Raw genomic sequence first — 14,282 nt, 5'->3', positions numbered from 1 at the left:
CAGTATGACAAACACAATCGACATTCGTGATGCGCAAGCAAGTGATGCAAAAACCATTTTGCACTTTATTAATGAGCTCGCTATTTATGAAAAAGAGCCACAAGCAGTTAAAACTAATGAACAAGCCATTTTAGATACCCTTTTTAGTGAAGGCGCAACAGCGCATAGCATTATATGCTTTGATGGCGACGAGCCCATTGGCTTTGCTGTTTATTTTTATAATTACTCTACCTGGCTTGGTAAAAACGGCCTCTACCTAGAGGATTTATATGTAAGCCCTGATAGCCGCGGTAAAGGGGCAGGTAAAGCAATAATGAAGCACTTAGCAAATCAAGCGCTGAATAAAAATTGTGGGCGTTTTGAATGGGTGGTATTAGATTGGAATAAACCCGCAATAGACTTTTACGATAGTATGGGCGCTAAGCCGCAAAATGAATGGATTATTTATCGCTTAACAGGGCAAGAGTTAATCGACTTTGCCAAATAAGGCAGAGTGCCTTTTAACACGTTACATAATAAACAGTAACTTAACCATATAACTCCTGCCTTTGGTTAACTTATATGGTTAAGGTCCGAAATTGGCTAGTAAAGTGTGGCGTATACTTTAAGCTTAAGCTTCTTATTAGTAATTAGTGTGTGCGTTTATGAATGATAAACACTGGCAAAAAGCACGGCAGAGTCGCGATCCTCGTTTTGATGGGCTTTTTTATGTGGCGGTTAAAAGTACCGGTATATATTGTCGGCCAATATGCCCAGCCCCCACGGCTAATGAAATAAACGTTGCCTATTATCAGTATGCACATAATGCTGCTAAAGCGGGGTTTAGACCCTGCATGCGGTGTAGGCCCGATAGTGCGCCGGGGAGCTTTGCTTGGCAAGGAGTTAAAACCACGGCACTGCGAGCAAAACAGTTAATTGATCAAGGTGCTTGTTATGATTGCGAAAAACTCGCGGCAAGGTTAGGGGTAAGTAGCCGTTATTTAAGGCGTTTATTTACTCAGCACTTTGGTATTTCGATCACGCAATACCGTCTTTTCAATCAGTGTCATTTTGCTAAAAAACTGATCCAAGAAACCACTCTGCCGCTAACGCAGATTGCTTTTGCAGCGGGGTTTAATAGCATTAGACGTTTTAACGACGCATTTTTACAGCAACTAAATATTGCCCCTTCAAAATTACGCAGCAGCGATAAAGCACCTAGCTCTATTGTAAACTCAACTCTCAATTTAACTCTTCCCTTTAGGCCGCCATATAATTGGCCTGCTATGCAGCAGTTTTTAGCAAAACGCTTAATTGCGCCTATGGAGTGGATAACAGCGACAAGTTATGGGCGTACATTTTCAGACGAGCACTGCAAAGGCCGTTTTAATGCCGAGTTTATAGCTCACAAAAATCACTTTAAAGTGGCAATAACGATTAATAATACGCATTGCTTGCAGCAAGTTATTACCAATATTCGCCGAGTACTTGATTTAGACGCCGATATAAATTTAATCACAATGCATATACAAGATAATATTAATAATGCATTTGCGGTGAGCGAAGGGCTGCGCCTACCAGGAATTTGGTCGAGTTTTGAAGCGGGCATTCGCGCGGTACTTGGGCAGCAAGTAAGTGTTACTGCTGCGCATAATTTAGTAACTAAACTCGTTAGTGAGTTGGGGGAGCAGTGCAACGGGGCTGTTTATTTTCCAACCCCACAGCAATTGGTAAACAGTGATTTTGCGTTTTTTAAAATGCCTCAAGCGCGTAAAAATGCATTGTATAATTTGGCGCAGTTTTGCACGTTAAACCCACAATGTGACGATTTAGATTTATGGCTAAATTTAAAGGGCATAGGCCCGTGGACGGTAAACTATGCAAAGTTACGTGGCCAAAGTCAGCCCGATATTTTACTCGATGGTGATTTAGGTGTTAAAAAAGCGCAAGCCGCTGTGGCTGTGTTTAACAGCGATAACTGCGCGCCATTTCGATCATATTTAACTTTTCAACTATGGCAGCAATTATAATGATAATTCAAACCTTACTACCGAGTCCTATCGACGATATTATTATTCAAGGCAGCGAAAACGGCGTGAGCTATGTGGGTTTTTATCCTCCTAAAAATTACCCCATTACAGCGCTTAGCGAAGTGACTAATGCCGCTATTTTATGCGCCGCAGCGCAGCTTAATGAGTATTTTGCTAAGCAGCGCACTACCTTTACAGTACCTTTAGATACCCAAGGAACCGTGTTTCAACAAAGTGTATGGCAGGCATTACTTAACGTTCCCTATGGGGAACTTAAAACGTATGGCGATATTGCTAAGGTATTAAACAACCCCAAAGCGGTGCGCGCTGTTGGCGCTGCTAATGGCAAAAACCCAATAAGTATTATTGTACCGTGCCACCGTATTATTGGCGCAAACGCAAAATTAACAGGTTACGCGGGTGGACTTGCAAGAAAACAATGGTTATTGCAGCACGAAACCGGTTGATCAGTTCTTAATGCATAAAATGCATAAACCAAATTGGTATTAACGCTCGTTTGAGGTAGCATAAGCGCACTTTTTATCTGAAGGCACAGCAATGGCGCAATTATACTTTTATTATTCTGCAATGAATGCGGGTAAATCAACCACTTTATTACAATCTGCATTTAATTACCAAGAGCGTGGTATGGAGCCGGTGATCCTCACAGCTGCAATTGATGATAGAGCGGGAGTAGGCAAGGTATCTTCGCGAATTGGGCTGCAAGCCGATGCGCATATTTTTGATGAAAACAAAGATGTGTTTGCGCTTATACAGTCACTAAATCAAGATAAAAAACGCCATTGTGTACTAGTTGACGAATGCCAGTTTTTATCTAAAGAGCAAGTGATGCAGTTAACCGATGTGGTTGATGAACTGGGTATTCCGGTACTATGTTATGGCCTACGTAACGACTTTAGAGGTGAGCTATTTACCGGGTCGCAGTATTTACTTGCTTGGGCTGATAAGCTAGTAGAGCTTAAAACTGTGTGTCATTGTGGCCGCAAAGCCAACCACGTATTGCGTACCGATGAAAATGGCGATGCAATAGCCGATGGTAACCAAGTAGAAATAGGCGGCAACAACCGGTATGAATCGGTGTGCCGCAAACATTATAAAGCCGCGTTAAATATGGGCCGCTAATGCCTTTATAAAGGTGTCTATATCTGCTTTAGTTATGTCTAAGTGAGTTACTAACCTAAGTTGCTTACTTGGACTAAACAGTATTCCTTGCGCTTTTAAATTAGCTGCTAGCTGCTGTATATTTATATTAGGCTCGCAGCTGGCATAAACCATGTTGGTGGTGTTTTTCATGTTAACGTTAAAGCCATTAAGTGTACTTAATTGCTGCGCTAGGTAGCGCGCATTAGCATGATCATCGCTTAAGCGTTTTACATTATGCTCAAGTGCGTATTGCCCTGCTGCTGCTAACATTCCTGCTTGGCGCATACCGCCGCCAAGTACTTTTCGCCAGCGCCTTGCCTTGCTAATCAGCGCTTTTGAACCTAGCAATAACGAGCCAACTGGCGCACCTAACCCTTTAGATAAACAAATCGAAACAGAATCAAAGTGCTGAGTAATGGCAGTTATATCCACATTAAGATCGGCTGCTGCATTAAACGCACGCGCACCATCTAGGTGTAGCGATAAGCTGTGCTGGTTTACAAACTTGCGCGTTGCAGCAAGATAGTCAAGAGCAAGTACTTTACCGCCTATGGTGTTTTCAAGGCTTAATAAGCGAGTGTTGGCAAAATGATTATCATCAGGCTTTATTGCCGCCGCTATTTTATTAAAGCAAAGTGTACCGTCTGCTTCGTTTTCAATTGGCTGGGGTTGTATTGAGCCTAAAACGGCTGCGCCGCCGCCTTCAAATTTATAGTTATGGGCACTTTGGCCGCAAATGTATTCGTCTCCGCGCTCACAATGTGCCATTAACGCCAATAAGTTAGCTTGAGTACCTGAGCTACAAAAAAGTGCCTCCGCAAATTCAAAGCGCTCACATGCATATGCTTCTAGTTGGTTAACACTTTCATCATCGCCATATACGTCATCGCCTACAGGGGCGTTATACATTATATCGCGCATAGCTTTAGAGGGTTTAGTTACCGTATCTGAGCGAAAATCTATCATAGGGTTAATCCTTACTATATTATTATTCGAGTTCTTCGCAAATTTGCTCACGCGTGGCTTTATCAAAATAACTCCAAGCAATAAAACGACTAACTTTTTGCCCTTGTGCCATATCAACTATTTTATATTGGGCTATAGGGTGTTGTTTTAATTCTTGCTCTAAAGCCGCAATATTATCTTTTTTCGACACTAAAGAGGTAAACCACATTACTTGCTCTGCAACGGCTGCACTTTCTTTAATCATATTAGAGATAAATTGCACTTCACCGCCTTCGCACCATAGCTCGTTATTTTGGCCACCAAAGTTAAGTGTGCTGCTAGGTGCTTTGCCAAGGTTTTTCCATTTACGTTCGCTACCTTTAACAGCGTCTTCGCTGCTGGCATGAAACGGCGGGTTACACAGCGTTAAGTGGTACAGATCTTTACTGTTTATAACTCCTTTGAATATATTTGCGGCATTTTTTTGCTGTTTTAAGGTTATTTTTAAATTATTAAATTGCGCAATTTGTTTTGCTACTTTAATGGCTGCAGGGTCAATATCGGTGCCAGTAAAATGCCAGTTATATTCATGCCCACCTGTGAGCGGGTAAACCAAATTAGCGCCGGTGCCAATATCTAATACTTTAACTTGACGGCCAGTGGGAATTTGCGTTTGGTTATCGTCGGCTAATAAGTCGGCCAAATAATGAATATAATCTACTCGTCCCGGAATAGGTGGACATAAGTTATGCTGTGGAATATCCCAAAAATCTACATTGTAATGGGCTTTTAAAAGGGCTTGATTAAGGGTTTTTACCGCTTTGTTATCGCTAAAATCAATACTTTTTGTACCTGCAGGTGTTGTAATAATAAAAGCAGAAAGTGCAGGATGCTGCTCAGTTAATAGGTCAAGATCGTAGCCATTTAAATGTTGATTACGAGGGTGTAGTTTTGCGCGTGAGGTGCTTGCTTTCATGATGATTATTTTTACAACAGGAATAAAAGTTAATTGTAACAAATACCGAGATAAAAACGTGATAATTTTCCCTATGGCTACGAGGTTGTTACTGGTAGGATGAGCTGTTAGCAATTAAAAAGGACTCACTGTGGCAATCACTCAGCAATCAGTATTTATAACATTAGCCGATCAGCAAACACTGCATTTACGTCGTATTAGTAGCGATAAGCCAAATGGCGCAGTGGCGTTTTTTATGCATGGCGCGGTAGAAAACGGTAAAATATTTTATACCCATAGCAACAAAGGCTTAGCGCCTTTTTTAGCCGAGCAAGGGTTTGTGTGTTATGTGGCTGATTTACGTGGTCGTGGTGAAAGTAAACCGGTTATAGACAAGCATGCTCGGTATGGTCAAACCGAAGCTATTTTAGAAGATATTCCTGCATTTATAGATAAAATAGAGCAGTTAGAGGGGAAAAAACCAGATTATTGGCTGGCTCACTCTTGGGGTGGAGTGTTAATGAATAGCGCATTTGCACGATTCCCAAATTATATTAACGACGTAAAAGCCTGTGCTTACTTTGGCACTAAGCGCTCGTTATTTAATAATCACCCTAAAAAGTTACTTCAAGCTAATTTCATTTGGTATTTTATGGCGCCGTTAATGGCTAAAAAGCATGGGTACTTACCGGCTAAACGCTTAAAGTGGGGCAGTGACGATGAAACACAAAAGTCGCATTGGCAAAGTATGCAGTGGGCTAAAAAAACACCTTGGATAGACAGTGACGATAACTTTGATTACGCTAAAGCCGTTGCACAATTAACCTTGCCGCCAACGCTGCATATTGCAGGCGCAAAAGATAAAGCCCTCGCACAACCAATAGATATTCAAAAGTTTATGGAAGAGTCGGGTCCTGGGGTACAAAAAATGCAAATTTATGGACGTCGTTATGGCCATAAAATAGATTACGACCATATTAATATGTTAACCCATCCGCATGCGCGCAATGAGCAGTTTAAAGATGTACTTAATTGGTTTGCGACTGCGCCAAAAGCTTAAGTAATGGCGTTTTGTAGCGTTGCCACTTATCAACATTGTGCAGATTAACCGGTTCACGTATAGCGTGTTTGCTGAGTGTGGTAACCGCGATTTTTTGTTTATAAAATGCCAAGCAATTTTCTTCAAACGAGCAACCTATAAACCTAAGTAGTGCAGTGAGTTGGCCTTTGGGGTCCGTTACTAATTGCTCATAACTTAGGTTATATATTTGCAGTGCCGGAAACGCCTGCCAATGCGCCATTAACTTTTCGTACAAGCTATGGTATTGCTTAAACTCGGTTAACGAGCAAAAGTAAGGCTCGTTTTCGGCAAAATAATTACTAAATACCGAAAATGCCGTGGCATTAAAATCGCGGGTTAAATTAATAAATTTTGCATTTGGAAATAGCATATAAATAAGCCCAATAGCTTGATAGTTGCTTGGCAGTTTATTAATAACAAAGGGGCGAGAAGGGCTTGCTGTTTTTAATTTTGCTATATAAAGGTCGCGGGCCTTATTAATTAACTCATGTGTTAAATGATCTAAACAGTGTGGATAGCTAAAACCGGTTTTTTGTTCTAAAAAAGCCATCACATTACTACTTATACTAATACTTTCACCCATGCTTGAGCACTGGCTATGATTTACCAACATTTGTTCAAGTAGGGTTGAGCCGCTGCGTGGCATGCCAATTATGAATAAGGGGGTAATGCCACCTTTCACACTTTTATTCGCTGAGCTTAAAAGAGCAGCTGTATTGTATTTTATTATGTCGTCGTAAAAAGCAGTAAGAACTTGGGTATCAAATTCGCTTAGTTTTCGTTGTAATTGGTTAGCTAATACAAAGTAGTTAAACGCCTGATCAGTATCCTCTAGTTTGTCGTAACTTTTTGCCAAAGCGTAATAGCACACCATTTTAAGGCGTAAATTATTAGTTTGCGTTAGCAAGTGATGCAAGTTACTGAGGTAGTTATGTTCTTTGTCAAAACGCCCCAATTGTACCAACTCTAACAAAATATACGCTGTAACAGGGTAAACGCCTAAGCTCAGTGCATGCGAAAAAGTAGTATGGGCTTTATCTAGCTCACCATACGTTAAATAGTGCTGGGCTAAATAGTAATGTGGGTCGGGGTTATTACTGGCTAAGTTTTTTGCGTACTCAAGCACTTTTAGCGCATCATTTGGTGAATTTACATTATTAAATGCATCAGCCAGTGCGTGTAGAGGTTCAAGCATATAAGGCAGGCGTTCACAGGCTTTTTGTAATAAATATACAGCATCATCATTACGCTCTAGGCGCAGTGCAATTCGGCCTAAACCAAACAGGGCTTCGCCGTTATCAGCATCGGCTTTAAGTATTGTTTTGTAGTAAAACTCAGCATCTTTAAGTTTGTTTTCTGCCAGTAACTGATTCGCTTTTTTAAGTAGCATTGTAACTTTAACATTCCTGTTGATTCTGTCTTGACTATCTATACAGCGAAAAAGGCGAAATGTCTTTCACATTTCGCCTTTACCTTATGACCAATAAGGATTAAAAAGTATAAGTTGCTTTAACGTAATAATAACCACCGTTAATACCAAATGGTGATGTTTCGTAGTATTGACCACCCCAATTATTATTAGGGATAAAGTCGCTAGCGCCACTAAAATCAAGTTTTTCAGCTTCTTGGTCAAGTAAGTTTTGTGCACCTACAGAAAAGCTCATTGATTCGTTTAAAAAATAAGTAATTTCAGCATCTAAGGTAACCGCAGCATCTGCCATTTTAGCTGTTTCGTCATAATCTACATGCACACCTTGGTATTCACCAAAGTAGTTTACGCGGGTAAACGCAGAGAAGCTTTCCCATTGTTGTGCCCAGCTTAGAGTTGCACGATGATTAGGTAAGTCATTCTCAAGACGGCTTACTTTAAACGGCCCTGTAATAATGGTTGAGCGGGTAACTTCGGTTTCATTCCAGTTGTACGCTAAGCTAAATGTTGAGCTGCCATTAAGTAACTCAGTTGAGTAGTTAGCCACTAAATCAACACCTTGTGTAGTGGTGTCAAAGTCATTAGTAAAAAAGCTTACCTGTGCTAGGTTTTGTACGTTAGGAATGCCCGAGGCAGTAAGTTTGTCTTTGTCTGCTTGGCTAAGTTCAATTTTATCAGATTGACTAATGCGCTCATCAACTTTAATATTGTAATAATCTACCGTTAAAAATAAATCGCCTAGCGTGTACACAGCGCCAAAAGTATAGCTTTGTGATTCTTCAGGCTCTAATTCTTGCCCGCCAAGTTGTATCGCAATTGGGTTAGTAGGTGGTAATAATGCAGAATCTACTAATACACCACTACTAAGGTTTGTTTGTACGTTACTCACATTAGCTTGGCCAACGGTTGGCGCTCTAAAGCCTGTGCTGATTGAACCACGAATATTTAAATCTTCAGTTAAGTGATACTGAGCCATTAATTTGTAGTTAGTAGTTGTGCCAAAGGTATCGTAATCTTCAAAACGAACGGCTAAGCCCATTAAAAACTCTTCAGTAAAGGGCGCTTCTATATCAACATAAGCGGCGTAGTTACGACGGCTATATTCACCGGCATCAGAGGGTTTAAAACCCGGAAAGCCATTTGAGCCAATACCAAAACCTTGATCGGTAAGTGGCCCTGCAATAAACGAGGCTTCATCGCCAGAGATCACAGTAAAGGTTTCTTCATGCCATTCTAGGCCTGATGCTATGTTTACATCGTATGCTAGGCCAAAATCAAAACCTTTGGATAGATCAAAGTTAAAGTTTTTCTCTAATTGTTCGTATTTACCTGGGCTAAAGTCACGTGGGCTTTCTGGGCCTAAAGACGCATTAATCGTATCGTAAATAAAGTAGCGAGATTCGTTATAACCAACCGTGCCACTTAAATCGTAATATACATCCTTTAAAAAGCCATCAGTAAACTGACCTTTAGTACCAATAGTGAGTGACGCATCGGTAATATTACCGCCAAAGTTTGGTGTAAAACCACCTGGCAGCATTTCATTAAATGCAAAACAATCTGGGTTATTTGCCACCCCATTAATATAATCTGGATTATCAAGCACGTTATCATCAATGGCAATAGTTGGGCAGTTGCCACTCATATCACCGGTTAAATCGCCAACGAGTAAAGTATCGCCGCCATCGTTTGAATAAGCACCGGGGCGAGTGTGAGGGTTACGGTAATAAAAACCACCTCTTACATCGCGCTCAGAGTAGTTACCAAACATGTAAAATTCTGAATTATTGGTTAGCTCTAAACCTACATTACCAAAAATTGAAATGTCGTCGTTAACTTCTGGTGCGCCCCATACTTGGGTAATAGGTGCTATGTCGGGTACGCCTGCATCATTAAGTGCTTTAGCATCAAAGCGTTGTACTGAGCGGCTGGTTGCATCTGCGGTTTTATATTGAAAGCTTAAATTTGCAAAACCATTGTCGGTAAAAGGAAGGCCAATATTGCCCGAAACTTGAGTGGTGTCGCCATCACCTTCGTAATACTCGCCCTTACGCACTTCAAGAGAGCCCCCTTCAGAGGCATCTTTTAATACAAAGTTTATAACCCCTGCAATAGCGTCAGAGCCATATTGTGCAGCAGCACCGTCACGCAGTACTTCTACTTGCTTAAGGGCAATACTTGGAATAACCGAAATATCGGCACCTTGAGCACCATCGTTAATACCACCACCTAAAAAGGCGATAACAGAAGCGCGATGGCGGCGTTTACCATTTAATAAAATAAGTGTGCTGTCTGATGGTAAACCCCTAAGGTTAGCTGGGCGCACTAATGACGCTGCATCACTAATTGGCATAGAGTGTACGTTTAATGAAGGTATAGCGCCCTTTAATAGCTCTAGCATGTCGGTGTTACCTGACTTGCTTAGCTCTTCACCACCAATAATATCAATAGGAACCGGTGAGTCACCAATAGAGCGAGGTGCTGAGCGTGTACCAACAACAGCAATTTTTTCTAGATTTTTATTAACTTTGGTTGTTGTTTGCGCGTCGGCTGCAATAGCAGAGCCAGATATAAATAATCCGGCTGTAGTGGTGGCTAAGGCAAATTTAACTGCCTGGTTTAGCACATTACTTTTTAATTTCATTCTAAATATCCCCAGTTAGAATAGTTTTGTTAATCATGTTTGTGTAACACGAGTTATTTTTGTAGCGGACTAGTCACATTTCATGGGGAGTAAGGTAATACTTGCTGACTCCTTAAAGCTTAATAAATTAAGCCCACTTCCTGTGAGTCCAGCTTATAGACTATAGAGAAAAAACAAGTAGAGCAATTATTAATTAACTATTATTTAACAATGAGGGTGTTTTGTATGAAATTGCAACAATACAGTGTGTGCTGCTTGTAATGCGCAGTTTGATTAAGGAAACGGTTAAATTAAGGGGAGTTTGAATGAGGGTTTAAGTGTTTTTGTTACTTTATTGTTATTGCGTGTTGCTCATTTTCACGCTTCCAAATAGCGAGCTGCTTTTTATATTCATCCCATACGCATGGGCAACAACTTCCACCACCACAGCACTCGTCCGGCTTAGGTTTTTCTGGTTTTGCGACTGCAGGTAGTATATTTAATTGCATATTAAGATTTTTTAAATACTAAAAAGGCTGTAAATAATAAAGTATTGACCTTGGCATGTAAATTATTCTTTGTGAACTTGAATCCCTGTGTGAGAATACGCCAATGCGATTATATAAAGTCATACACCGCGCACCATGGCGGGTTGTTAAAATTAGTTCCAAGCGCCAGCAATTGCGTTTTCGTCGTGCTATGGTTGCGCTTAAAATTGCGCTTGCGCAAGAAAGACAAGAAACAAAAGAAATGCTTTCAATTTATAAACGCTACACACAAGGGCAAACAAATAAAGCCGAATTAAAGCGTGCAAACGAGCAATTTGTAGATATTTTAAAGGGTTTGGGTTTAGGGGTATTTGCCATATTACCGTTTGCGCCTTTAACTATTCCCTTAGTGGTTAAACTGGGCCGCTTAGTTGGCGTTGATGTTTTGCCTAGCTCCTTCAATATGAATCGTTCAGTTAAAGAGCTTGATCGTGAAATAGCTCAAGAAAATCAAAAACAAGACCCACAAAACTCATTAAAAAAGTAATCTATAATTGGCAAAATTAGCGATACCTTTTGCGTCTCCTTATTGTTATGCTTAGTGACCATTTATATTTTGTGAGTCATTTAATGAGTGCATTACTTCGTCATACTTCTTCTGGAATTCCTTTATCTTTTATCCTTAAAAACGAATTAACCGATTGGCTTACGCAGCAACCTACATTTGTACAAAACTGGTTAGCAAATAGTGGTTTTGAAAAGCAAGGGCTAGCATTAGTACCAAACCCTGAAACGGGTGAGCTTAACTATGTTTATTGCATAATTCGCAGCAGTGATGACTTTTGGGCTGCAGGCGACTTAGCCACCAAGTTACCGGTAGGTTGTTATCAAATTCAAGGTGAAAAACACCTAATAGAGCAGCTTGCTTTAGGCTTTGTATTGGGTGGTTATGAATTTAGTGAGTACAAAGAAAAAGTCACCGCAAAAGCGCAGTTAGGTATTGCTGACAAAACACTTTACGAGCAAATAAAACAACAAGCCGACGCAATTGGTTTAGCCCGCGATTTAGTTAATACCCCGGCTGCCGATATGATGCCGCAACATTTAGCACAAGTCATGAGTGATTTAGCCGACACCTTTGATGGAGACTTTACTCAGTGGATTGGAGATGAGCTGTTAGAGCAAAACTACCCAACAATTCATATGGTTGGTCGTGCGAGTGAAAATAAGCCGCGTTTACTCGACTTAAAATGGGGCGCAAAAGACGCACCATTAATTACTTTGGTTGGTAAAGGTGTATGTTTTGACTCAGGCGGGCTTGACTTAAAACCGAGTGCCGGTATGCGTAACATGAAAAAAGACATGGGCGGCGCAGCGCATGTTATTGCGCTTGCTCAGCTTATAATGGCTGCTAATTTACCAATTAGATTACGCGTGTTAGTACCTGCGGTTGAAAACGCGGTTTCGCGTAACGCATTTCGCCCTGGCGATGTAGTAAAAACCCGTAAAGGCATTATGGTTGAAATTGACAATACCGATGCCGAAGGACGTTTAGTATTATGTGACGCGCTTAGCGAAGCCCAAAACGACGAGCCTGAGCTTATCATTGACTTTGCTACCTTAACAGGTGCGTGTCGAGTTGCTTTGGGCACTGAACTACCAGGGTTTTTCTGTACTGAGCGTACTATTGCTAATAGTATTATGGATGCAGGGTTGAGTGTAAGCGATCCGGTATGGCAACTGCCGTTATTTGATCAATATAAGTCATTTTTAAACAGTGATGTTGCCGATATGGCAAACTGTGCAAGCACCCCATTTGGCGGTGCAATTACCGCTGCACTGTATTTAAAAGAATTTATTGAGCCAACTACGCCTTGGGTACATTTTGATGTAATGGCATGGAACTTACGTGCTCTACCAGGTCGCCCAGTAGGCGGAGAAGCGCTAGGTATTCGTGCTGTGTTTAATTATCTGCAAAACCGTTTTAACTAATAATCGAGTATTTAGTATGAGGTGTTAAACCTCATACAACTCAAGCGGTAAATTATCTGGATCGGCAAAAAAAGTAAACTTTTTGCCGGTTATTTCATCTTCTCTTATGTCCTCTACACTAACCCCTTGCGACTCTAAATACACTTTAGCCACGTGCACATCACTTACTTTAAATGCCAAATGCCTTAACCCTTGTGCTTCAGGGTAACTTGGGCGCTCTGGTGCGCCAGCAAACGAAAATAACTCAATTTGACTGCCATCAGGTAAAGCTAAGTCTAATTTATAAGAATTTCGCGCGGTCCTAAAGTGCTCATTAATAATTTTAAGCTTTAATATTTTGCTATAAAAATGCTTAGCGCGAGGGTAGTCGCTGCAAATAATAGCGGCATGATGAATGCCAAGTAGTTTCATAACGCGCTCTCTAAATTGTGTAATTAAATACAAACACTAAAAACAAAAAACGCACAATTAAGTGCGTTTCAATAAGTAGCTGCCTATTTAGGTTGGCTCTGCTTCTTTACATGCTTTTACCGCTGGAGCAACTAACTCTAAGCCGGTTTTATCGCAAGGAGGAAGTTGTGCATCACTTACACTAATAGGTGTTACACGCTCGCCCCATTTAATATAACTAGCAGCCCACGTAAGGCCAGCGCCAAAGGCTGCCGACATAATATTTGAGTGTGGTTTAATTAAACCTTGCTCCACCGCCTCGCAAAGTGCAATGGCAATTGTCGCTGCCGATGTATTACCGTACTGGCCAATATTAACCATTACTTTTTCATCTGGCACTTTTAAACGGTGCTGAATGGCTTGAATAATACGTAAGTTAGCTTGATGCGGCACTAATACGTTTATATCGTCTAGATTTAAATTTGCTTGAGCTAGTACGTCGTCGCATGCTTCACTCATGCCTTTTACAGCGCGCTTAAATATTTCACGGCCTTCGAATAGTAAATTAGATGGGCCAATCGGCTCATATTTATTTAAGTCACTACCAAAGTTTTCGATATGTAAAATATCACGATCTGTACTGTCACAACCGGTTTTAGTCGCAAGTAAACCTGCAGGTGTATCGGCAGCTTCGAGTACTACGGCACCCGCGCCATCGCCAAATAATACCGCACTGTCACGGCGCGACCAGTTTACATACCAAGTCATGCGCTCTGCAGCAATAACCACAGCCTTTTTAATCATACCGGCTTGTATTTGCGCTGTTGCTGCTTGTAGAGCATATAAAAACCCTGAACAAGCTGCGTTAGTGTCCATAGCGGCAGCGCCCACAGCGCCAATATTCTTTTGCACTAACGACGCAGTATTTGCCACCATAGTTGATGGCGTACAGGTGGCTAAAATAACTAAATCAATATCTTTAGCGTCAATACCGGCACAAGCAATCGCATGCTTAGCCGCAACAGTAGCAAGCTCTGCAGTACTTACATGGCTAACTCTGCGAGATTTAATACCTGTTCGTGATGTTATCCACTCGTCTGTGGTATCCACTATTTTGCTAATTTCGTCGTTACTAATGCTTGCTGGTGGAATGCATTTACCCCAACCAGTGATGTGTGCGTAAGGCATAGTGTGTTCTCTTAAAAA

Annotated in this window: 14 protein-coding genes; 7 read left to right on the top strand and 7 right to left on the bottom strand. The window is 41.1% G+C overall.

The window, feature by feature from the left end:
* Window positions 1-4: 4 nt before the first annotated feature.
* From I6E78_RS16010 to I6E78_RS15995, 4 genes are all read left to right on the top strand, one after another.
* The gene (locus I6E78_RS16010) at window positions 5-487 is read left to right on the top strand and encodes a GNAT family N-acetyltransferase (protein WP_011329920.1); all 483 of its coding nucleotides are present in this window, start codon (window positions 5-7) and stop codon (window positions 485-487) included.
* Window positions 488-644: 157 nt separating this feature from the next.
* Window positions 645-2,009 (top strand): DNA-3-methyladenine glycosylase 2 family protein, encoded by a 1,365-nt coding sequence (locus I6E78_RS16005; RefSeq protein ID WP_182683678.1) that lies wholly within the window; start codon window positions 645-647, stop codon window positions 2,007-2,009.
* Complete coding sequence (locus tag I6E78_RS16000; protein ID WP_086994528.1) at window positions 2,009-2,476, top strand: methylated-DNA--[protein]-cysteine S-methyltransferase; 468 nt, start codon at window positions 2,009-2,011, stop codon at window positions 2,474-2,476. Before I6E78_RS16005 ends, I6E78_RS16000 begins: the two co-directional genes overlap by 1 nt.
* Window positions 2,477-2,567: 91 nt before the next feature.
* Window positions 2,568-3,152, top strand: coding sequence for a thymidine kinase (locus I6E78_RS15995; protein ID WP_011329924.1), 585 nt, complete (start codon window positions 2,568-2,570; stop codon window positions 3,150-3,152).
* Here the strand turns inward: I6E78_RS15995 and ltaE are convergent.
* A complete protein-coding gene (gene ltaE / locus I6E78_RS15990) occupies window positions 3,135-4,139 on the bottom strand; it encodes a low-specificity L-threonine aldolase (protein WP_197182879.1) in 1,005 nt (334 codons plus the stop codon). The genes I6E78_RS15995 and ltaE overlap by 18 nt on opposite strands.
* A 22-nt stretch (window positions 4,140-4,161) precedes the next feature.
* Complete coding sequence (gene rlmF, locus I6E78_RS15985) at window positions 4,162-5,094, bottom strand: 23S rRNA (adenine(1618)-N(6))-methyltransferase RlmF (protein WP_041454980.1); 933 nt, start codon at window positions 5,092-5,094, stop codon at window positions 4,162-4,164.
* 130 nt (window positions 5,095-5,224) lie between these two features.
* Between rlmF and I6E78_RS15980 the strand changes: the two genes are divergently transcribed.
* The gene (locus I6E78_RS15980) at window positions 5,225-6,133 is read left to right on the top strand and encodes an alpha/beta fold hydrolase (RefSeq protein ID WP_011329927.1); all 909 of its coding nucleotides are present in this window, start codon (window positions 5,225-5,227) and stop codon (window positions 6,131-6,133) included.
* Here the strand turns inward: I6E78_RS15980 and I6E78_RS15975 are convergent.
* The 3 genes from I6E78_RS15975 to I6E78_RS15965 form a co-directional block, all read right to left on the bottom strand.
* Window positions 6,102-7,544: a tetratricopeptide repeat-containing sulfotransferase family protein gene (locus I6E78_RS15975; protein WP_182683675.1), complete on the bottom strand. Its 1,443-nt coding sequence runs from the start codon at window positions 7,542-7,544 to the stop codon at window positions 6,102-6,104. The genes I6E78_RS15980 and I6E78_RS15975 overlap by 32 nt on opposite strands.
* Window positions 7,545-7,644: 100 nt before the next feature.
* A complete protein-coding gene (locus I6E78_RS15970; protein ID WP_011329929.1) occupies window positions 7,645-10,227 on the bottom strand; it encodes a TonB-dependent receptor plug domain-containing protein in 2,583 nt (860 codons plus the stop codon).
* Between the two features lie 326 nt (window positions 10,228-10,553).
* Entirely contained in the window at window positions 10,554-10,715 is a 162-nt protein-coding gene (locus tag I6E78_RS15965; protein ID WP_086998010.1) for an oxidoreductase-like domain-containing protein, read from the bottom strand.
* A 103-nt stretch (window positions 10,716-10,818) separates the two neighbouring features.
* Here I6E78_RS15965 and I6E78_RS15960 point away from each other — a divergent pair, with 103 nt between their 5' ends.
* Together I6E78_RS15960 and I6E78_RS15955 are read left to right on the top strand one after the other, a co-directional pair.
* The gene (locus I6E78_RS15960; protein WP_041454912.1) at window positions 10,819-11,241 is read left to right on the top strand and encodes a hypothetical protein; all 423 of its coding nucleotides are present in this window, start codon (window positions 10,819-10,821) and stop codon (window positions 11,239-11,241) included.
* A gap of 83 nt (window positions 11,242-11,324) precedes the next feature.
* Entirely contained in the window at window positions 11,325-12,686 is a 1,362-nt protein-coding gene (locus I6E78_RS15955; RefSeq protein WP_197182878.1) for a leucyl aminopeptidase family protein, read from the top strand.
* A 24-nt stretch (window positions 12,687-12,710) separates the two neighbouring features.
* Here I6E78_RS15955 and gloA2 read toward each other — a convergent pair whose 3' ends face one another.
* A complete protein-coding gene (gene gloA2 / locus I6E78_RS15950; protein ID WP_182683674.1) occupies window positions 12,711-13,097 on the bottom strand; it encodes an SMU1112c/YaeR family gloxylase I-like metalloprotein in 387 nt (128 codons plus the stop codon).
* 87 nt (window positions 13,098-13,184) lie between these two features.
* A complete protein-coding gene (locus tag I6E78_RS15945; protein WP_197182877.1) occupies window positions 13,185-14,264 on the bottom strand; it encodes a ketoacyl-ACP synthase III in 1,080 nt (359 codons plus the stop codon).
* Window positions 14,265-14,282 lie beyond the last annotated feature (18 nt).

The organism is Pseudoalteromonas sp. NZS127 (assembly GCF_015864805.1).
GTDB lineage: Bacteria > Pseudomonadota > Gammaproteobacteria > Enterobacterales > Alteromonadaceae > Pseudoalteromonas > Pseudoalteromonas nigrifaciens.
Note: the sequence above shows the minus strand (reverse complement) of the source record. Positions and strands in the feature narration are given on the sequence as shown.

What these genes read in the sequence shown, in the direction of transcription:
- I6E78_RS16010 (WP_011329920.1), top strand. Translation starts at nt 5, where the DNA reads ATGACAAACACAATCGACATTCGTGATGCGCAAGCAAGTGATGCAAAA.
- I6E78_RS16005 (WP_182683678.1), top strand. Translation starts at nt 645, where the DNA reads ATGAATGATAAACACTGGCAAAAAGCACGGCAGAGTCGCGATCCTCGT.
- I6E78_RS16000 (WP_086994528.1), top strand. Translation starts at nt 2,009, where the DNA reads ATGATAATTCAAACCTTACTACCGAGTCCTATCGACGATATTATTATT.
- I6E78_RS15995 (WP_011329924.1), top strand. Translation starts at nt 2,568, where the DNA reads ATGGCGCAATTATACTTTTATTATTCTGCAATGAATGCGGGTAAATCA.
- ltaE (WP_197182879.1), bottom strand. Translation starts at nt 4,139, where the DNA reads ATGATAGATTTTCGCTCAGATACGGTAACTAAACCCTCTAAAGCTATG.
- rlmF (WP_041454980.1), bottom strand. Translation starts at nt 5,094, where the DNA reads ATGAAAGCAAGCACCTCACGCGCAAAACTACACCCTCGTAATCAACAT.
- I6E78_RS15975 (WP_182683675.1), bottom strand. Translation starts at nt 7,544, where the DNA reads ATGCTACTTAAAAAAGCGAATCAGTTACTGGCAGAAAACAAACTTAAA.
- I6E78_RS15970 (WP_011329929.1), bottom strand. Translation starts at nt 10,227, where the DNA reads ATGAAATTAAAAAGTAATGTGCTAAACCAGGCAGTTAAATTTGCCTTA.
- I6E78_RS15965 (WP_086998010.1), bottom strand. Translation starts at nt 10,715, where the DNA reads ATGCAATTAAATATACTACCTGCAGTCGCAAAACCAGAAAAACCTAAG.
- I6E78_RS15960 (WP_041454912.1), top strand. Translation starts at nt 10,819, where the DNA reads ATGCGATTATATAAAGTCATACACCGCGCACCATGGCGGGTTGTTAAA.
- I6E78_RS15955 (WP_197182878.1), top strand. Translation starts at nt 11,325, where the DNA reads ATGAGTGCATTACTTCGTCATACTTCTTCTGGAATTCCTTTATCTTTT.
- gloA2 (WP_182683674.1), bottom strand. Translation starts at nt 13,097, where the DNA reads ATGAAACTACTTGGCATTCATCATGCCGCTATTATTTGCAGCGACTAC.
- I6E78_RS15945 (WP_197182877.1), bottom strand. Translation starts at nt 14,264, where the DNA reads ATGCCTTACGCACACATCACTGGTTGGGGTAAATGCATTCCACCAGCA.